This window comes from Streptomyces sp. NBC_01298 (assembly GCF_035978755.1).
GTDB lineage: Bacteria > Actinomycetota > Actinomycetes > Streptomycetales > Streptomycetaceae > Streptomyces.
The window spans coordinates 4,083,049-4,101,876 of the sequence record NZ_CP108414.1; the positions used below are offsets into that span (position 1 = coordinate 4,083,049).

An 18,828-nucleotide genomic window follows, 5' to 3' on the forward strand; every position below is an offset into this window, starting at 1 on the left:
GGTGCGGGGCGTCGGGGCCCACACGACCTACGTCGGCCTAGCCTACCCGCCCGAGCTCTGAGCTTGTAATCCGAGTGCCCCCGAGGGGTAACCACGGGCTCCCGGCCCTTGCCCTCAGGCCGATTCCACCCCCACAAAGGACTCGCGGAGGTACTCGTGGACCGCATTTTCGGGGACCCGGAAGGACCGGCCCACCCGGATTGCGGGCAGATGTCCGTTGTGCACCAAGCGGTACACGGTCATCTTCGACACTCGCATCACCGAGGCGACCTCCGCCACGGTCAGGAACTGAACCTCACTGAGAGGCCTCTCGCCAGCAGCCATGACACACCTTGACCTTCCGCGCATGACGGGCACCGGCTTCCCCTCCGGTTACGCCCCGTCGTCGCACGCTCACTCACCAGAGTAGGGGCGTGTGATACGAGTGGGGAAGAGGAGCTACGTCCACTCCTGACGAAGCGACAGACTCGCCCGATTGAGTACATAGCGAGTGAGCGGTCGGTAGTAGTCCGCGCGCACCGCGTCATCAAGCGGAACCGCCACCGACACCTGGCCCTCGGCCTCCCCCACGAACAGCGCGGGATCATCGGTGTCGGCCAGCCCGATCGCCTCCACACCGAGCTGACCTGCGCCGCAGACCCACCCGTGGTCCCCCACCACGAGCTCCGGCAACGGCCCGCCGGCCTCCGCCAGCGCCCCGAGCGCGATCCGAACCGGCAGCGGCGAATGGGAGTGCGCGCCGGTGTCACTCCCGTCGGGCCGCACGCCCTCTTCCCGCACCAGTGCGACCCCTCGTACGTAATCGATGCGGTGCGTGCGTACGCCGAACCGGGTCTGCATGTCGACAGGTGCCCCCCGCGCCGGAGTGAGGACATCACATCCCGCCGCCGACAGGGCAGTGGCCAAGGTGGCGTAGAACCCCAGGAGCCGGTGCGGGTGACCGGTCCCGAACAACACCGGGGCCCGCACGTCCGCGGCCGCCCGCAGCCTCTCCGCGAAGGCATCCAGCCCCGCCACCGTCAGCTCCGGATCGATCACGTCCGGCCCCCTGACGTGCGCGGGATCCGCCGAGACCCCGCACTTCTGTGCCATCAGCCGCAGCAGATCCCCCTCGCCCCACCCCCACGTGGGCTCCAGCCCCAGCAGCACCCGCGGATCCCGCGCCGCGAACAGCCGGTAACTGCGCAGGCTTTCCTCCCGCGAGGTGGCCACGGGCCCGGCAAGCCGGGCGGCCAGCAGATGCGCACGCAACGCGCCGGTACTCAACACCCTCCCGATGCTCCCGCAAGAACCCTGCCGGCTCGCCAGTTCCGGCCAATCCCCCACCCGTTGGCCCAACCAGTCCGTGGTCTTTTCAGCCGTCCGGCGTTTGAGGACCGGGGTCTGGGGCGGAGCCCCAGGATCTTTGCGGGTCCGGGCAGCGCCCGGGGAACGGTGGAAGGGCGGGTAGGGGACAGCCCCGCAGGGCCCGCACCCACGCCGCCTAGGCCAGCAGCCCGCGCAGCGGGAACACCGCCCGCCGGGTGGCCAGTACGGCCTGGTCGATGCGATCCGCGGGGTCGTACCCGGCATCCCACTCCCGAAAGACCGGCACCCGCCCGTCGGTCATCCGCCCCGGCGCCACCTCACGGGTCCGCGCATACACCGCATCCCGCCAAGACCCCGGCACAGCCGTCTCCGGCGGAATCGGCCGGTGCCCGGCAATCGCCACCAGATGCGTCCAGGACCGCGGCACCACATCGACCACGGCGTACCCACCCCCACCAAGGGCGAGCCACCGCCCGCCCTCCACCCAAGCGTGCGCCAGCCCCTCGCACGCCTCCATCACCGCCCGCTGCGCATCCAGCGACACCGCCAGATGGGCCAAGGGGTCCTCGAAGTGCGTATCCGCCCCGTGCTGAGTCACCAGCACCTGAGGCCGGAAGTCCTCCAACAGCTCCGGCACCACCGCGTGGAAGGCCCGCAGCCACCCCTCGTCCCCGGTCCCGGCGGGCAGCGCGATGTTCACCGCCGACCCCTCCGCCGCCGGCCCGCCCGTCTCCTCGGGCCAACCCGTCTGCGGGAACAGCGTCCGAGGATGCTCGTGCATGGAGATGGTCAGCACCCGCGGGTCGTCCCAGAACGCCGCCTGGACCCCGTCCCCGTGGTGCACGTCCACATCCACGTAGGCGACCCGCTCGGCCCCGAGTTCCAGCAGCCGCGCGATCGCCAGCGCCGCGTCGTTGTACACGCAGAACCCCGCGGCCCCGCCGGGCATCGCGTGGTGCAGCCCGCCGGCGAAGTTCACGGCGTGCGCGGCCTCCCCGCGCCAGAGCGCCTCGGCCGCCGCCACCGACTGCCCGGCGATCAGCGCGGACGCCTCGTGCATCCCGTGGAACGCCGGGTCGTCCACCGTCCCCAGCCCGTACGAGCCGTCCGCGACCCCGGGGTCGGCGGACACCTCGCGCACCGCGGCGACGTAGTCCTCGCGGTGGACCAGCCGCAGCGTCGACTCCCCGGCCGCCCGGCCCGCCCGTACCTCCAGCTCACGGTCGAGCCCGAAGGCCCGTACCAGGCCCATGGTCAGCTCCAGGCGCACCGGGTCCATCGGATGGCCCGGCCCGAAGTCATACTTCGTTACCGCCTCGTCCCACATCAACAGCCCGGTCACCGGTTCGCCGCTCATGCCGGACACCGTATCGGGCGGGTTCCGCGGCGAACGAGCGGGCATAGAAAAGAGTGACGAGGACCAGCACCATCGGCACGAGCATCGCCCCCCGGTAGCTCCAGGCGTCCCCGATCCCTCCCACGAGCGGCGCCCCGATGAGGAATCCGACGTAGTTGAAGATGTTGAGCCGCGCGATGGCGGTGTCGGAGGAGTCCGGGAAGAGCCGGCCCGCCGCCGCGAAGGTCTGCGGCACGATCACGCACAGCCCGAACCCCAGCAGGGTGAAGCCGAGCATCCCCACCGCCGGCCCGGGCGCCGCCGCGACCACGGCGAACCCGCCCGCCGCGACGACCGTCCCGATGCGTACGACGGCCACGGCCCCGAAGCGCCGCACCCCGAGGTCCCCGACGGCCCGCCCGAGCAGGGTGGTCACCATGTAGACGTTGTACGGAACGGTGGCGGCCTGCTCGGAGCTGCCGAGCACGTCCTGGAGGTACTTGGCGCTCCAGTTCGAGACCGTCGAGTCCCCGATGTACGCACACGCCATCACCAGGCACAGCGGCAGCAGCAGCTTGAACCCGCCCGGCCCGAGCCCCTTGGCCGCGTCGGCCCCGGCGGCCTTGCCGTCCTGGTCCACGTAGAACCGGCTGGCGAACAGCGCGAGCGGCAGCAGCACCACCACGGCGGGCAGATAGGAACTGAACAGCGAGAGGTGCCAGTGCGCCCCCGCCCACGCGGCGGAAGCGCCCAGGATCCCCCCGAGGCTGTACGAGGCGTGGAAGCCGAGCATGATGCTGCGCCCGTACGCGCCCTGCAGGCTCACTCCGAGCATGTTCATGGAGGCGTCGAGCGCCCCCACGAACAGCCCGAACGCCCCGAGCGCCAGCGCCACGTGCCACATCTGGCTGCCGGCGCCGACCCCCAGCAGGGCGAGCAGCACGAGCGGCTGCGCCCACCGCAGTACGGTGCTGGGCGCGACCCGCTTCACCAGGTGCTCGGTGGCCACGCTGGACACACCGGCGAGGATCGGCACGGCGGCCAGGAAGACGGGCAGCAGCGCGTCGGATATCCCGTACCGGTCCTGAATGGCGGGGATCCGCGTCACGAGGAGCGCGAAGGCCACGCCCTGCACGAAGAAACTGAATCCCAACGCCCCGCGCCCGCGGCGCAGCCGCACGTCTGCTGTCATGGCGGCTCAGCGTAGGCGCCGGACCTACCGGTGGGTAGAGCGATCACATATCGATTGGGTCAGCGCGATCGCCGCAGCCCGATCAGGTCAGTGCGATCGCCGCAGCCCGATGACCTCAGCGCGATCACCTCAGTGCGAGAACCCGCCGCCGTACCCCGTGTACCCGGACCCGGTGGTGTCGACCTCCAGGCCGAGCAGCCCGGCCAGCTGGTTCATGTCGCCGAAGTAGGCCGTGGCGCCGGGCAGCCGGTCCGCGGGCACCATCGCGGTGTACCCGAGCACGTCCATCCCCGCGGCCAGCGCGGCCTGGACACCCAGGGGGCTGTCCTCGACGACCACACACCGGGCCGGGGCCACGCCCATCTGGTCGGCGGCGTGCAGGAAGAGATCGGGGGCGGGCTTGCCCTTCCCCACATCCTCCGAGCTGAAGATCCACTCCTCCTCGAACCACTCGTCGAGCCCGGCCGCCCGGTGCCCGACGCGGATCCGCTCGTGGCTCCCGGAGGACGCGAGGCAGTACGCGGTCCCGCTCTCGACCAGAGCCGCCAGCACCCCCTCGACCCCGGGCACGGGCTTGAGCTCCCGCTCGAAGGCCGCGAAGGTGCGGGCGTGCAGCGTGCTGTCGAAGTCGGCCGGCAGCGCCTGCCCGGTCCGCTCCCGCACCAGGTCGTGGATCCGGTGGACCGCGGCACCCATGTAGTCGCGGAGCGATTCCTCGTACGAGGTCGGGTGCCCCAGCTCGGTCAGGTACCCGGCGAGGATGCTGTTGGCGAGCGGCTCACTGTCCACCAGCACGCCGTCGTTGTCGAAGATGACGAGGTCGTAGCCCATGCGACAACCCTACGAGCCGTCAGGGCAAATCCATCCGGACCCCATGCCGGGCATCCGCAGGACATCCAAAGATCCTGTCGGCAGATCCTCACGGCGGATCCTCACCGGCCGCCCGCCCGGTCGGACTCGCTTCGCAGGACACAGAACTCGTTGCCCTCGGGATCGGTGAGGACCGCCCAGCCCGAACCGTCGGGGTTGCGGTGATCCGCCAGGAAGCCGGCGCCCAGGGCCAGTAGCCGGTCCACCTCCCGGTCCCGCGAGGTCCCGGGGCGCAGGCACAGGTGGATCCGGTTCTTCACGGTCTTCGGCTCGGGCACCTGGTTGAAGTACAGCACCGGCCCTTCCGCCATCACCACCTGCGTCTCCCGGTCCCCCGGCCCGTACTCGGGGTCCAGGGGACGGCCGGTCACCACGCTCCAGAACCGGGCGAGCTCGTAGGCGTCCGCACAGTCGATCGCCACGTTCTGCAGGACCGAGACCTCGCCCGCCGGATGGGCGGCTCCCCGCCAGACCCTCCGGTACCCCTCGCGGAGGGGTCCGCCCACCAGCTCGAGGACGCGGTACGCCGCGGCGGCCAGGGCCGTCGGGTCCCCGGCCGTACAGGCCTCCAGGTGCCCGGCGAGCAGAGCGGCCCCCAGCTCGGGGTCCGCCTCCAGCAGCCGCCGCGGCAGCCACTTCCCCTCCCCGCCCCTCCAGGCCCGGTGGTGGTCGAGCAGCAGCTCGGCGGCGCCGGCCAGCACCGACCCGGCGATGACCACGCGTTCCACCGGATCGCTCGCGTCGCCCAGGTCGTCCAGCGCGTCGGTGAGCCCGTACCGCTTGGTCTCCACGGTGTCGGCGTCCAGCGCCACCGGCCCCCGGCGCAGGTCCGCTTCGGCCAGGGCCCGGACCCGGCCGGCTTCCCCGTCCCTGTCGACCAGGACGATGCCGGAGGCGTACATCGCCTGGAGCACGGGCCGGCGGGAGGCCAGGTCCATCGCGAACAGCTCCGCGAGCCCGGTGCGCGTGTGGACGAAGAGCTCCACGACCCGCCCCTCGAAGCGGACCGTCTCCCGGTGGGTCTCGCCGCCGTCCTCGATGAGCACGGCGATGTCCAGATCACTGCTGGCCGTGGCCCGCCCCGCGGCCGTGGATCCGGCGAGGATCACGGCGAGCGCGTCGGGAAAGCGGTCGTGCGCGAGGCGTCGCGCCTGTTCGATCGGGTCGTCCACGTCATTCATGCGGGACAGGTTTTCACGGGCCCCGAACCCGAGACCACACATTAATTGGCCCGTAAACGCAGAAAAGCCCCGTACCAGTTCCCTGGTACGGGGCTCTCTACAATAATTGTTCGGCGGCGTCCTACTCTCCCACAGGGTCCCCCCTGCAGTACCATCGGCGCTGAAAGGCTTAGCTTCCGGGTTCGGAATGTAAACCGGGCGTTTCCCTAACGCTATGACCACCGAAACACTATGAAGTTAACCAACCGGATATGAACACAGTTCGTTACTTCAGAACTAACACAGTGGACGCGAGCAACTGAGGACAAGCCCTCGGCCTATTAGTACCAGTCAGCTCCACCCGTTACCGGGCTTCCACATCTGGCCTATCAACCCAGTCGTCTACTGGGAGCCTTACCCTCTCAAGGAGGTGGGAATACTCATCTTGAAGCAGGCTTCCCGCTTAGATGCTTTCAGCGGTTATCCCTCCCGAACGTAGCCAACCAGCCATGCCCTTGGCAGGACAACTGGCACACCAGAGGTTCGTCCGTCCCGGTCCTCTCGTACTAGGGACAGCCCTTCTCAATATTCCTACGCGCACAGCGGATAGGGACCGAACTGTCTCACGACGTTCTAAACCCAGCTCGCGTACCGCTTTAATGGGCGAACAGCCCAACCCTTGGGACCGACTCCAGCCCCAGGATGCGACGAGCCGACATCGAGGTGCCAAACCATCCCGTCGATATGGACTCTTGGGGAAGATCAGCCTGTTATCCCCGGGGTACCTTTTATCCGTTGAGCGACGGCGCTTCCACAAGCCACCGCCGGATCACTAGTCCCGACTTTCGTCCCTGCTCGACCCGTCGGTCTCACAGTCAAGCTCCCTTGTGCACTTACACTCAACACCTGATTGCCAACCAGGCTGAGGGAACCTTTGGGCGCCTCCGTTACTTTTTGGGAGGCAACCGCCCCAGTTAAACTACCCATCAGACACTGTCCCTGATCCGGATCACGGACCGAGGTTAGACATCCAGCACGACCAGAGTGGTATTTCAACGACGACTCCACAACCACTGGCGTGGCCGCTTCAAAGTCTCCCACCTATCCTACACAAGCCGAACCGAACACCAATATCAAACTATAGTAAAGGTCCCGGGGTCTTTCCGTCCTGCTGCGCGAAACGAGCATCTTTACTCGTAGTGCAATTTCACCGGGCCTATGGTTGAGACAGTCGAGAAGTCGTTACGCCATTCGTGCAGGTCGGAACTTACCCGACAAGGAATTTCGCTACCTTAGGATGGTTATAGTTACCACCGCCGTTTACTGGCGCTTAAGTTCTCAGCTTCGCCACACCGAAATGTGACTAACCGGTCCCCTTAACGTTCCAGCACCGGGCAGGCGTCAGTCCGTATACATCGCCTTACGGCTTCGCACGGACCTGTGTTTTTAGTAAACAGTCGCTTCTCGCTGGTCTCTGCGGCCACCCCCAGCTCACGGAGTAAATCCGATCACCAGTGATGGCCCCCCTTCTCCCGAAGTTACGGGGGCATTTTGCCGAGTTCCTTAACCATAGTTCACCCGAACGCCTCGGTATTCTCTACCTGACCACCTGAGTCGGTTTAGGGTACGGGCCGCCATGAAACTCGCTAGAGGCTTTTCTCGACAGCATAGGATCATCCACTTCACCACAATCGGCTCGGCATCAGGTCTCAGCCTTATATGAGGGACGGATTTGCCTACCCCTCGGCCTACACCCTTACCCCGGGACTACCACCGCCCGGGCTGGACTACCTTCCTGCGTCACCCCATCGCTTACCTACTACAAGTCTGGGTCACCGGCTCCACCACTTTCCTTTCCCCGAAGGGTCCGGAACGGCTTCACGGGCTTAGCATCGCCTGATTCGATATTGGGCGTTTCAAAGCGGGTACCGGAATATCAACCGGTTGTCCATCGACTACGCCTGTCGGCCTCGCCTTAGGTCCCGACTTACCCTGGGCAGATCAGCTTGACCCAGGAACCCTTAGTCAATCGGCGCACACGTTTCTCACGTGTGTATCGCTACTCATGCCTGCATTCTCACTCGTGAACCGTCCACAACTAGCTTCCGCTGCTGCTTCACCCGGCACACGACGCTCCCCTACCCATCACAGCGGGCGTTGGCCCTATTGCTGCAATGACACGACTTCGGCGGTACGCTTGAGCCCCGCTACATTGTCGGCGCGGAATCACTTGACCAGTGAGCTATTACGCACTCTTTCAAGGGTGGCTGCTTCTAAGCCAACCTCCTGGTTGTCTCTGCGACTCCACATCCTTTCCCACTTAGCGTACGCTTAGGGGCCTTAGTCGATGCTCTGGGCTGTTTCCCTCTCGACCATGGAGCTTATCCCCCACAGTCTCACTGCCACGCTCTCACTTACCGGCATTCGGAGTTTGGCTAAGGTCAGTAACCCGGTAGGGCCCATCGCCTATCCAGTGCTCTACCTCCGGCAAGAAACACGTGACGCTGCACCTAAATGCATTTCGGGGAGAACCAGCTATCACGGAGTTTGATTGGCCTTTCACCCCTAACCACAGGTCATCCCCCAGGTTTTCAACCCTGGTGGGTTCGGTCCTCCACGAAGTCTTACCTCCGCTTCAACCTGCCCATGGCTAGATCACTCCGCTTCGGGTCTAGAGCGTGCAACTCAATCGCCCTATTCGGACTCGCTTTCGCTACGGCTTCCCCACACGGGTTAACCTCGCTACACACCGCTAACTCGCAGGCTCATTCTTCAAAAGGCACGCAGTCACGACCGTTATTCCGAAGAATAACGGCGACGCTCCCACGGCTTGTAGGCACACGGTTTCAGGTACTATTTCACTCCGCTCCCGCGGTACTTTTCACCATTCCCTCACGGTACTATCCGCTATCGGTCACCAGGGAATATTTAGGCTTAGCGGGTGGTCCCGCCAGATTCACACGGGATTTCTCGGGCCCCGTGCTACTTGGGAGATTCTTAAGCAAGCCGTTAATGTTTCGTCTACGGGGGTCTTACCCTCTACGCCGGACCTTTCGCATGTCCTTCGACTACATCAACGGTTTCTGACTCGCCGACCGGCCGGCAGACCGATCAAAAGAATTCCCACAACCCCGCATGCGCAACCCCTGCCGGGTATCACACGCATACGGTTTGGCCTCATCCGGTTTCGCTCGCCACTACTCCCGGAATCACGGTTGTTTTCTCTTCCTGCGGGTACTGAGATGTTTCACTTCCCCGCGTTCCCTCCACATGCCCTATGTGTTCAGGCATGGGTGACAGCCCATGACGACTGCCGGGTTTCCCCATTCGGACACCCCCGGATCAAAGCTCAGTTGGCAGCTCCCCGGGGCCTATCGCGGCCTCTCACGTCCTTCATCGGTTCCTGGTGCCAAGGCATCCACCGTGCGCCCTTAAAAACTTGGCCTACAGATGCTCGCGTCCACTGTGTAGTTCTCAAGCAACGACCAGTCACCCATCACCCTCGTCCGGAGACGAAGTTCACTGGGGCCGGCATCACGAAGATAAGACCTTTCGGCCGTACCCTCAGATACCCAACAACGTGCCAAGCACGATCCCCGCCACTCAAACCGTTTTCCACGCCGAAGCAGTACTCACAGAAGGTTTTGGAAACCGTGCCAACTAATCAACGTTCCACCCTGAGCTGACCGTGCAGAACGTTTGTCTGCAATCGGTACTGTGCTCCTTAGAAAGGAGGTGATCCAGCCGCACCTTCCGGTACGGCTACCTTGTTACGACTTCGTCCCAATCGCCAGTCCCACCTTCGACAGCTCCCTCCCTTACGGGTTGGGCCACCGGCTTCGGGTGTTACCGACTTTCGTGACGTGACGGGCGGTGTGTACAAGGCCCGGGAACGTATTCACCGCAGCAATGCTGATCTGCGATTACTAGCAACTCCGACTTCATGGGGTCGAGTTGCAGACCCCAATCCGAACTGAGACCGGCTTTTTGAGATTCGCTCCACCTCACGGTATCGCAGCTCATTGTACCGGCCATTGTAGCACGTGTGCAGCCCAAGACATAAGGGGCATGATGACTTGACGTCGTCCCCACCTTCCTCCGAGTTGACCCCGGCGGTCTCCTGTGAGTCCCCATCACCCCGAAGGGCATGCTGGCAACACAGGACAAGGGTTGCGCTCGTTGCGGGACTTAACCCAACATCTCACGACACGAGCTGACGACAGCCATGCACCACCTGTATACCGACCACAAGGGGGGCACTATCTCTAATGCTTTCCGGTATATGTCAAGCCTTGGTAAGGTTCTTCGCGTTGCGTCGAATTAAGCCACATGCTCCGCTGCTTGTGCGGGCCCCCGTCAATTCCTTTGAGTTTTAGCCTTGCGGCCGTACTCCCCAGGCGGGGAACTTAATGCGTTAGCTGCGGCACCGACGACGTGGAATGTCGCCAACACCTAGTTCCCAACGTTTACGGCGTGGACTACCAGGGTATCTAATCCTGTTCGCTCCCCACGCTTTCGCTCCTCAGCGTCAGTAATGGCCCAGAGATCCGCCTTCGCCACCGGTGTTCCTCCTGATATCTGCGCATTTCACCGCTACACCAGGAATTCCGATCTCCCCTACCACACTCTAGCTAGCCCGTATCGAATGCAGACCCGAGGTTAAGCCTCGGGCTTTCACATCCGACGTGACAAGCCGCCTACGAGCTCTTTACGCCCAATAATTCCGGACAACGCTTGCGCCCTACGTATTACCGCGGCTGCTGGCACGTAGTTAGCCGGCGCTTCTTCTGCAGGTACCGTCACTTTCGCTTCTTCCCTGCTGAAAGAGGTTTACAACCCGAAGGCCGTCATCCCTCACGCGGCGTCGCTGCATCAGGCTTTCGCCCATTGTGCAATATTCCCCACTGCTGCCTCCCGTAGGAGTCTGGGCCGTGTCTCAGTCCCAGTGTGGCCGGTCGCCCTCTCAGGCCGGCTACCCGTCGTCGCCTTGGTGGGCCATTACCCCACCAACAAGCTGATAGGCCGCGGGCTCATCCTTCACCGCCGGAGCTTTTAACCCCCGCCCATGCAGGCAGGAGTGTTATCCGGTATTAGACCCCGTTTCCAGGGCTTGTCCCAGAGTGAAGGGCAGATTGCCCACGTGTTACTCACCCGTTCGCCACTAATCCACCCCGAAGGGCTTCATCGTTCGACTTGCATGTGTTAAGCACGCCGCCAGCGTTCGTCCTGAGCCAGGATCAAACTCTCCATGAATGTTTACCCGTAATCGGGTGCACACGCACTTAGAGCGGGACAGTCATGTCGGAATAAGACCGACCGTCCACTGCGTCCTCGCTGTGTAATTGCCTGCAAGTATCACGGCAGAACCGCGACCTCACAGGTCTTTTTCAAAGGAACCTCATCCACCGAAATGGACGGGGTATCAACTTTTTGGCGTTGATTTTTGGCACGCTGTTGAGTTCTCAAGGAACGGACGCTTCCTTTGTACTCACCCTCGCGGGTTTTCCTCCGGGCTTTCGTTCTGTTCTGTTCTTGCGTTTCAGACTCTATCAGAGTCTGTCTCGCTTGTTTCCCGCCTTCCAGGTCATCCGCTTTCGCGTTTTCCCTTTCCGGCGAGTTCGACTCTATCAGATCCTTTCGGGCCTGACTCCCAGTCAACGGGGTTTGTCGTTCGGGCTGTTAGGCCCTTGCGACGAGTGAGACAGTAGCGGATTCCTTGCCCCCGAACCTAATCGGCGGCCACGTTCGAGAACGCGGATTCCTCATTCGCAAATACGCATGAAAACGGGACGACAAAGTGAGTCGCTCGTTCGAATGTGTGGTGCGGGATGGCTGTCCGGGGACCGACCGGGGTCGGATGCTCACTTCGGACAACTCGAAGAACCTTACGGATCCCGCACGAGTGTGTCAACTCCGGGCTAACCCGCCCCGCGGAGGGCGGAAACCTCACGCCCTCCTCACCCCTCAGGGTCTAACCTCTCCCCCATGACTACGCGTGCGCTCATGCTCGACCTCCGCTGGTGGGCCGCCTGACGGCGGCCGACCATCCACGCGAGCACGCACGCGCTCGACGGCCGCCGATCTCGGCGGCCGTTTTTCGTTTCTCCCCTCCCGGGAGTGGCTCGGCCGACCGACGCGGTGGCCTCGACGCCCACACCGACACGAGCAGGGAGCAGGGACATGACGAGGATCTTCAGCGGGGTCAAGCCGACGGGGCATCTGACGCTGGGGAACTACCTGGGGGCCGTACGCCAGTGGGTCGCCGCCGAGCAGGAGCCCGACGAGGCGCTGTTCTGCGTGGTCGATCTGCACGCCCTGACCGTGGAGCACGATCCGGCCCGGGTTCGCCGGCTCAGTCGGCAGGCGGCGACCCTGTTGCTCGCCGCCGGGCTCACTCCCGAGAAGTGCACGCTCTTCGTGCAGAGCCACGTGGACGAGCACGCCCGGCTCTCCTATCTGCTGGAGTGCACGGCTTCGGACGGGGAGCTGCGGCGGATGGTGCAGTACAAGGAGAAGGCGGCGAAGGCGCAGGCCTCGGGGGAAGGGGTGCGGCTGTCGCTGCTCACCTATCCCGTGCTGATGGCCGCCGATATTTTGGCGTACCGGACCGGGGAGGTGCCCGTCGGGGAGGACCAGCGGCAGCACGTCGAGCTGACCCGGGATCTGGCGGTGCGGTTCAACCAGCGGTACGGGTACACCTTCACCGTGCCCAAGGCCACGCATCCGGTGGTGGCGGCGCGGGTCATGGACCTGCAGGACCCGCGGTCGAAGATGGGGAAGTCGGGGGACACGGGGCCCGGGGTGGTGTTCATCCTCGACGAGCCCGAGGCGGTGCGGAAGAAGGTGATGCGGGCCGTCACCGACAGCGGGGAGGGCGGGGACGGCGCGGTGGTCTACGACCCGGCCGGGCGCCCGGGGGTCGCGAACCTGCTGGACGTCCTCGCCGCCTGCACCGGGGGCGAGCCGGCCGCGCTGGCCGACGGGTACACCGGGTACGGGGCGCTGAAGCGGGACGTGGCCGACGCCGTCGTGGAACTGCTGCGGCCGGTCCGCGTACGGCACGCGGAGCTCGCGGCCGATCCGGGGACGGTGGATGCGGTGCTGCGCGCGGGGGCCGGGCGGGCCCGGGCGATCGCGCGGCCCGTGGTCGACGCGGCGTACCGGGCCATCGGGCTGCTGGAGCCCTGAGGAGGGGAAGAGGGGGCGGGCGTCGTTACGGGGCTGCGCGCGCAGCCCCGTAACGGTCGGCGGGTGTCAGCTGTTGCCGGAGGCGAGTTCGCGGCTGCGGTCGCGGGCCGCTTCGAGGGCGGCGATCAGGGCCGCCCGTACGCCGTGCTTCTCCAGCTCCACGATCGCGTTGATGGTGGTGCCGGCCGGGGAGGTGACGGCCTCGCGGAGCTTGACCGGGTGCTCGCCGCTGTCGCGGAGCATGACGGCGGCGCCGACGGCGGCCTGGACGATGAGGTCGTGTGCCTGGGCGCGGGGCAGTCCGAGGAGGATGCCGGCGTCGGTCATGGCCTCGACGAGGTAGTAGAAGTACGCGGGGCCGGAGCCGGAGAGGGCGGTGGCCGCGTCCTGCTGGGATTCCGGGACGCGCAGGGTCTTGCCGACGCCGCCGAAGATCTCCTCGGTGTGCGCGAGGTGCGCGGCGGTGGCGTGGCTGCCGGCCGAGATGACGGACATGGCCTCGTCCACGAGGGCGGGGGTGTTCGTCATGACGCGGACGACCGGGGTGCCCTGGGCGAGGCGCTCCTCGAAGAAGGAGGTCGGGATGCCGGCCGCGCCGCTGATGACCAGGCGGTCGGCGGGCAGGTGCGGGGCGAGCTCTTCGAGGAGCTTGCCCATGTCCTGCGGCTTCACGGTGAGGATCAGCGTGTCGGCGCGCTTGGCGGCCTCGGCGTTGGTGACGGCCTCGACGCCGTAGCGGGTGCGCAGCTCCTCGGCGCGTTCCGGGCGGCGGGCGGTGACGAGGAGCTTGGAGGCGGGCCGGCCGCCGCGGATCATCCCGCTGAGCAGGGCCTCGCCGATCTTGCCGGTACCGAGGACTGCGACTGTCTGGGTCATGCCCGATTCACCTCGTCGAACTGTTCCTGCACGCGTGCACGGTCTGCGTCCTCATCCTTGCACTCGCGCAAGGAACTGCGACGGTCTGTCCGGACTGCGGTCAGGGCGTCCGGCGGCGGAGGGTGGCGGCGCCGAGGGTGAGGACCAGCAGGGCGCATCCGGCGACGACCACGGCGTCGCGGACGAAGTCGGCGGTCATGTCGGTGTGGGCGAGGACCTGGTTCATGCCGTCGACGGCGTAGGACATGGGCAGGACGTTCGAGATCGCTTCGAGGACGGGCTGCATGGTGTCGCGGGCGGCGAAGAGGCCGCACAGCAGGAGCTGGGGGAAGATCACGGCCGGCATGAACTGGACGGCCTGGAACTCGGAGGCCGCGAAGGCGGAGACGAAGAGGCCGAGCGCGGTGCCGAGCAGGGCGTCGAGGAGGGCGACGAGCAGGAGCAGCCACGGGGAACCGACGACGTCGAGGCCCAGGACCCAGAGCGCGACGCCGGTGGCGAGGAGGGACTGGATGACCGCCATGGCGCCGAAGGCGAGGGCGTACCCGGCGATGAGGTCGCCCTTGCCGAGCGGCATGGCGAGGAGCCGTTCGAGGGTGCCGGAGGTGCGCTCGCGCAGGGTCGCGATGGAGGTGATCAGGAACATCGTGATGAGGGGGAAGATTCCGAGGAGGGACGCGCCGATGCTGTTGAAGGTCTGCGGGCTGCCGTCGAAGACGTAGCGGAGCAGGATCAGCATCAGTACGGGGACCAGCAGCATCAGTGCGATGGAGCGCGGGTCGTGGCGGAGCTGGCGCAGGACGCGGGCTGCGGTGGCGGCGGTGCGGGCGGTGCTCATCGGGTGGCCTCGGCTTCGGCGTTCGCGGCGTCGACGAGGTGGAGGAAGCCCTCTTCGACGGTGTCGGTGTGGGTACGGGTGCGCAGTGCCTCGGGGGTGTCCTGCGCGAGGATGCGGCCCTCGCGCATGAGGAGGAGGTCGTGGCAGCGCTCGGCTTCGTCCATGACGTGGGAGGAGACGAGGAGGGTGGCGCCGCGGGTGGTGGCGATGTCGTGGAAGAGGTTCCACAGGTCGCGGCGCAGGACCGGGTCGAGGCCGACGGTCGGCTCGTCGAGGACGAGGAGCTCGGGGCTGCCAAGGAGGGCGACCGCGAGGGAGACCCTGCTGCGCTGGCCGCCGGAGAGGTTGCCGGCGAGGGCGGTGGTGTGGGTGGTGAGGTCGACGTCGGCGATGGCCCGGGTGACGGTCTCGCGGCGGCGTTCGGCGGCGGCGCGGCCGGGGTCGAGGATCGCGGCGAAGTAGTCGAGGTTCTGCCGGACGGTGAGGTCGTCGTAGACGGAGGGCGCCTGGGTGACGTAGCCGATGCGGGAGCGGAGTCCGGGGTGGCCGGCGGGGTGGCCGAGGACGTCGAGGGTGCCGGTGACGTGGGCCTGGGTGCCGACGACGGCGCGCATCAGGGTGGACTTTCCGCAGCCGGAGGGGCCGAGGAGGCCGGTGATGCGGCCTCGGGGGACGTCGAAGGCGAGGCCGTCGAGGACGGTGCGGGGGCTGCGGCCGGTGCCGCGGCGGACGGTCAGGCCGTCGGCGTGGACGGCGGCGGCCGCTTGGTTATTCATCATGTGATGAATAATGCTCCCGGCGGTGCCCCTGCGCAAGGCTGGGGGCGGTGCGGGGTGCGGTGCCGGGCCGGGATGGCGCCCGGGGCTACTTCTTGCGCTTGGGGCGGCGGGCGGCCGGGTTGCCGGTACGGGCACCGCGCCGGCGGGCGAAGTCGGCCGAGGCGCGCTCGTACTCGGTGCGGCGCAGCTTCTCGCCGGGGGCCTCCACGAAGCAGCGCAGGAAGTACGCGATGAGGCTGCCGATGAAACCGATCGCCTTCAGGCCCTTGAGGGCGGTCTCGTCGGAGGACGGAGGCTGGCGGCGGCTGAAGGATTCCCAGGTCTTGACGAAGGCGATGGAGCTGGCGATCGCGAAGAGGACGACGACGGAGATGCTGAGGAACGCGCCGACGTTGCCGATCTCGAGGCCCTCGTAGGAGAACCGGAGCAGGAAGGCGCTGAGGACGGCGAGGATCAGCGCGCCGAGGCCCACGCCGACGCGGCGTGCGCCGTAGCCGCCGTCGTGGTTCACCCAGGTGGTGCCGAAGAACCGGATCGGCTCGGGCTCGGGGCCGGCGGGTACGGCGGCGGGGGCCGGCTCGGCGGGGGTCTGGTCTCGCTGGTCGTCGCTCACACCAGCGATTATCCCCCGCCGGGCGGGCGGGACCCGGGGTGTCTCACGGGGCGGGCCGTGAGGTGGCCCGGATGGACCTCAGGCGCAGCGGGTGGCGACGTAGCCGTCGCTGCCCGTCTTGACGTAGGCGTCGGAAACGAACCGGCTGTTGCCGATGCAGTCCCATATGTCCGTCGTGCCGTACGGGCCGGTGATGGTCGTGCCCTCGCACTGGCAGCGGATCGACACCGAGGCACCGAGCTGCAGGGTGTCGATGATCGCGAAATTGGTACCGGGGCCGCTGCGGACGTTCACCCGGTAGCCCGGTGCGACCGGGAACGTCGGGTATCCGGACCCCGAGGTGAGGCTCTGAACTTGGCTTGAATCGCTCTCAACGGACATACGGAATAACCCCCCTAGGGCGTTGCCCTGCGCAACTCGCGCAGGGTAGCAGGACCTTGGAGAATCGCACGGACCATCGACTAGGCTCCGGCAGGGGTGGTGAGCGGTGCGTTCAGCGCGGACGGATTACGCGGGTTTTCCGGAGTACGCCGGGCAGTATCGGCTTGAGTCCGTGCTCGGTTCCGGCGGCATGGGTGTCGTCCACCTGGCCACCTCCGAGTCGGGGCTGAAACTCGCCGTCAAGATCGTGCATCCGCAGCACGCGGTGGACCCGGAGTTCCGGGCGCGGTTCCGGCAGGAGGTCGCGGCCGCGCGGCGGGTGAGCGGAGCGTTCACCGCGCCCGTCGTGGACGCCGATCCCGATGCCGAACGGCCTTGGATGGCAACGCTGTTCATCGACGCCCCGACGCTCTCCGAGCGGGTGCGGGACGAGGTACTGGAGGCCCGGGAGCTGACGCGGCTCGCCGCCGGACTGGCGGAGGCCCTGCGGGACATCCACCGGGCGGGGGTCGTGCACCGGGATCTGAAGCCCAGCAACGTGCTGATGGCCCCGGACGGGGTGCGGGTCATCGACTTCGGGATCTCGCGGCCGGCGGACAGCGATCTGCGCACCGAGACGGGGAAGCTGATCGGTACCCCGCCGTTCATGGCGCCGGAGCAGTTCCAGCGGCCGCGGGAGGTGGGGACCGCGGCCGATGTCTTCGCCCTGGGTGCGGTGCTCGTGTACGCGGCGACCGGGCGGGGGCCCTTCGACTCCGACAGCCATTACCTCGTGGCGTACCAGGTGGTGCACAGCGAGCCTGACCTGACCGGTCTGCCCGAGCGGCTCGCGCCGCTGGTCGCGCAGTGTCTGGCGAAGGATCCGGCGGAGCGGCCGAGTGCGGACGCGCTGATCGTGGCGCTGCGGGCGGTGGCCTACCCAACGGATCTGGACACCCAGGCCTTCATCCCGCGACCGAGGCAACCCGTGCCCGACGAGGAGGTCACGCACCGGCGGGAGCAGGCCCCTATCGACCGGCGCGGTCGCGGGCGTTGGGTCAAGCCCCCGGTCCTGGCGGCGGGACTCGCGCTACTGCTCACCATCGGGGCGGTGGGCGGATACCTGGAGTACGGGTCGGCAGCCACGCCTGCCGAGCGGCTCACCACGAAGGAAACGGGGTCGCCGACACCAGGGACGAAGGACGCCACCCCGTGGTCCGTGGCGTTGGGCGAGCGGTCCGCATCCTGCTCTCGGGCATCCTCCGCCTTGTATTGCTCCGGACCCGGCCTGACTGCTGCCCGAATCTCCCCGGCGGACGGTTCCGTGACGTGGACCGTCCGTCCTCCCGTACCCGGCACCAAGACCACGACGGACAGTCGCCTGCACCACTCGGCGGGTCTGGTTCTCGCGGAGGCGCCGGGCACTGGACTGCTCCAGGCCCTGAACCCCCGGACCGGCGCGGAGCAGTGGCAACGAAAGCTGCCGAACGGCACACAAGTGGTCGCCGCGGGCGGGCATGTGCTGCTCGTAGAGGCAGCAACGGGAAGCGTCACCGGTCTGGACACGGCCACCGGTAACCCGCGATGGACGAAACGGATCGGCGGGCCGGGGTCTCTCTGGTGGCGTGGTTCGGAGGAGGCCGGCCGGGCCCTGGTCTACGTGGCGACGCCCAACAGCGGGACGACTCGCGTATCAGCCGTGGACCCGGTGAACGGAACCGTGCGCTGGCAGATCCCCACCACGGGAATCCTGCAGCCGGTCGGCACGGTGCAAGGCGGCCTGTACCTGCTCAACGTCGAAGATCCCGCCAAGACGACCGAAGTCGTGCGGGTGGACCTGGCGACGCGCACCGTACGGCGCGTGCGGCTTGCATCGCCGCTGTACGACGCGCAGGCAACGGTGGGATCCGACGGGGTCGTATATGCCTTCGGTGCTATCGGTTCGCTGGTTGCCGTGGGCTCGGCGAAGCAGGAGTGGCGGCTGGAGACCGGGGCGGCCCAGGCCTCCCAGCCGACGTTCGCCGACGGGCGGGTCTACCTGAGCGCCTCCGACGGGCGGCTGCTCGCCGTGGACGCGAGGACGGGGAAACTGCTGGGGCAGACCAAGCCGCGCATGGGCTCCGGGAAGGCCACCTTCGCCGCGAGTCTGCCCGCGCCCGTCGTCGGGGACGGGCGGGTGTTCGCGTCGGCGCCGGACGGGAGCGTGTTCGCCGTGGCGGCCGGGGATCCCGCCGGGTGGTGACACCCGTGGAACGCGGACGGCCCCGCCCGAGGGTGTCGGACGGGGCCGGGAGCGGAACGTACGGGG

General features: G+C 67.0%; 13 protein-coding genes, 3 rRNA genes and 1 pseudogene. 2 read left to right on the forward strand and 15 right to left on the reverse strand.

The features are described 5' to 3' along the window. Positions 1-114: 114 nt before the first annotated feature. From OG730_RS18410 to OG730_RS18455, 10 genes and pseudogenes are all read right to left on the reverse strand, one after another. Entirely contained in the window at positions 115-324 is a 210-nt protein-coding gene (locus OG730_RS18410; RefSeq protein WP_162688852.1) for a helix-turn-helix domain-containing protein, read from the reverse strand. A gap of 114 nt (positions 325-438) precedes the next feature. Further along, entirely contained in the window at positions 439-1,269 is an 831-nt protein-coding gene (locus OG730_RS18415) for a phosphatase (protein ID WP_327305253.1), read from the reverse strand. Between the two features lie 214 nt (positions 1,270-1,483). Beyond that, positions 1,484-2,635: an acetoin utilization protein AcuC gene (locus tag OG730_RS18420; protein WP_327309322.1), complete on the reverse strand. Its 1,152-nt coding sequence runs from the start codon at positions 2,633-2,635 to the stop codon at positions 1,484-1,486. Continuing rightward, the gene (locus OG730_RS18425; RefSeq protein ID WP_327305254.1) at positions 2,607-3,836 is read right to left on the reverse strand and encodes an MFS transporter; all 1,230 of its coding nucleotides are present in this window, start codon (positions 3,834-3,836) and stop codon (positions 2,607-2,609) included. The genes OG730_RS18420 and OG730_RS18425 overlap by 29 nt, the downstream gene beginning before the upstream one ends. A 129-nt stretch (positions 3,837-3,965) precedes the next feature. Next, the gene (locus OG730_RS18430; protein ID WP_327305255.1) at positions 3,966-4,667 is read right to left on the reverse strand and encodes an HAD family hydrolase; all 702 of its coding nucleotides are present in this window, start codon (positions 4,665-4,667) and stop codon (positions 3,966-3,968) included. A 101-nt stretch (positions 4,668-4,768) separates the two neighbouring features. Continuing rightward, a complete protein-coding gene (locus tag OG730_RS18435; protein WP_327309323.1) occupies positions 4,769-5,137 on the reverse strand; it encodes a VOC family protein in 369 nt (122 codons plus the stop codon). 558 nt (positions 5,138-5,695) lie between these two features. Next, positions 5,696-5,929 (reverse strand): annotated as a pseudogene (locus tag OG730_RS18440) (nucleotidyltransferase domain-containing protein); the annotation flags it as partial. 66 nt (positions 5,930-5,995) lie between these two features. Then, positions 5,996-6,113: ribosomal RNA gene (rrf, locus tag OG730_RS18445) — 5S ribosomal RNA — on the reverse strand. A 74-nt stretch (positions 6,114-6,187) separates the two neighbouring features. Next, positions 6,188-9,311 (reverse strand): 23S ribosomal RNA (locus tag OG730_RS18450). A gap of 283 nt (positions 9,312-9,594) precedes the next feature. Then, positions 9,595-11,119 (reverse strand): 16S ribosomal RNA (locus tag OG730_RS18455). Together the 16S, 23S and 5S rRNA genes form the textbook arrangement of a ribosomal RNA operon. Positions 11,120-12,046: 927 nt before the next feature. Here OG730_RS18455 and trpS point away from each other — a divergent pair. Further along, on the forward strand, positions 12,047-13,054 hold the full coding sequence (gene trpS, locus OG730_RS18460) for a tryptophan--tRNA ligase (RefSeq protein ID WP_327305256.1): 1,008 nt from the start codon (positions 12,047-12,049) through the stop codon (positions 13,052-13,054). A 66-nt stretch (positions 13,055-13,120) separates the two neighbouring features. Here the strand turns inward: trpS and proC are convergent, their stop codons facing one another. From proC to OG730_RS18485, 5 genes are all read right to left on the reverse strand, one after another. Then, positions 13,121-13,930, reverse strand: coding sequence for a pyrroline-5-carboxylate reductase (gene proC, locus OG730_RS18465; RefSeq protein WP_327254323.1), 810 nt, complete (start codon positions 13,928-13,930; stop codon positions 13,121-13,123). A gap of 100 nt (positions 13,931-14,030) precedes the next feature. Further along, positions 14,031-14,768 carry an ABC transporter permease gene (locus tag OG730_RS18470; RefSeq protein WP_327305257.1) on the reverse strand — a complete coding sequence of 246 codons (738 nt, stop codon included), beginning with the start codon at positions 14,766-14,768 and terminating at the stop codon, positions 14,031-14,033. Further along, positions 14,765-15,547, reverse strand: coding sequence for an ABC transporter ATP-binding protein (locus OG730_RS18475; protein WP_327305258.1), 783 nt, complete (start codon positions 15,545-15,547; stop codon positions 14,765-14,767). Before OG730_RS18475 ends, OG730_RS18470 begins: the two co-directional genes overlap by 4 nt. Before the next feature lie 85 nt (positions 15,548-15,632). Then, positions 15,633-16,160, reverse strand: a complete 528-nt coding sequence (locus tag OG730_RS18480; RefSeq protein WP_327305259.1) for a hypothetical protein — start codon at positions 16,158-16,160, stop codon at positions 15,633-15,635. Between the two features lie 78 nt (positions 16,161-16,238). Beyond that, on the reverse strand, positions 16,239-16,541 hold the full coding sequence (locus OG730_RS18485; protein ID WP_327305260.1) for a peptidase: 303 nt from the start codon (positions 16,539-16,541) through the stop codon (positions 16,239-16,241). Positions 16,542-16,647: 106 nt separating this feature from the next. Between OG730_RS18485 and OG730_RS18490 the strand changes: the two genes are divergently transcribed. Beyond that, on the forward strand, positions 16,648-18,762 hold the full coding sequence (locus tag OG730_RS18490; protein WP_327305261.1) for a serine/threonine-protein kinase: 2,115 nt from the start codon (positions 16,648-16,650) through the stop codon (positions 18,760-18,762). The last annotated feature ends 66 nt before the right edge of the window (positions 18,763-18,828 follow it).

What these genes read in the sequence shown, in the direction of transcription:
- OG730_RS18410 (WP_162688852.1), bottom strand. Translation starts at nt 324, where the DNA reads ATGGCTGCTGGCGAGAGGCCTCTCAGTGAGGTTCAGTTCCTGACCGTG.
- OG730_RS18420 (WP_327309322.1), bottom strand. Translation starts at nt 2,635, where the DNA reads ATGTGGGACGAGGCGGTAACGAAGTATGACTTCGGGCCGGGCCATCCG.
- OG730_RS18425 (WP_327305254.1), bottom strand. Translation starts at nt 3,836, where the DNA reads ATGACAGCAGACGTGCGGCTGCGCCGCGGGCGCGGGGCGTTGGGATTC.
- OG730_RS18430 (WP_327305255.1), bottom strand. Translation starts at nt 4,667, where the DNA reads ATGGGCTACGACCTCGTCATCTTCGACAACGACGGCGTGCTGGTGGAC.
- trpS (WP_327305256.1), top strand. Translation starts at nt 12,047, where the DNA reads ATGACGAGGATCTTCAGCGGGGTCAAGCCGACGGGGCATCTGACGCTG.
- proC (WP_327254323.1), bottom strand. Translation starts at nt 13,930, where the DNA reads ATGACCCAGACAGTCGCAGTCCTCGGTACCGGCAAGATCGGCGAGGCC.
- OG730_RS18470 (WP_327305257.1), bottom strand. Translation starts at nt 14,768, where the DNA reads ATGAGCACCGCCCGCACCGCCGCCACCGCAGCCCGCGTCCTGCGCCAG.
- OG730_RS18475 (WP_327305258.1), bottom strand. Translation starts at nt 15,547, where the DNA reads ATGATGAATAACCAAGCGGCCGCCGCCGTCCACGCCGACGGCCTGACC.
- OG730_RS18485 (WP_327305260.1), bottom strand. Translation starts at nt 16,541, where the DNA reads ATGTCCGTTGAGAGCGATTCAAGCCAAGTTCAGAGCCTCACCTCGGGG.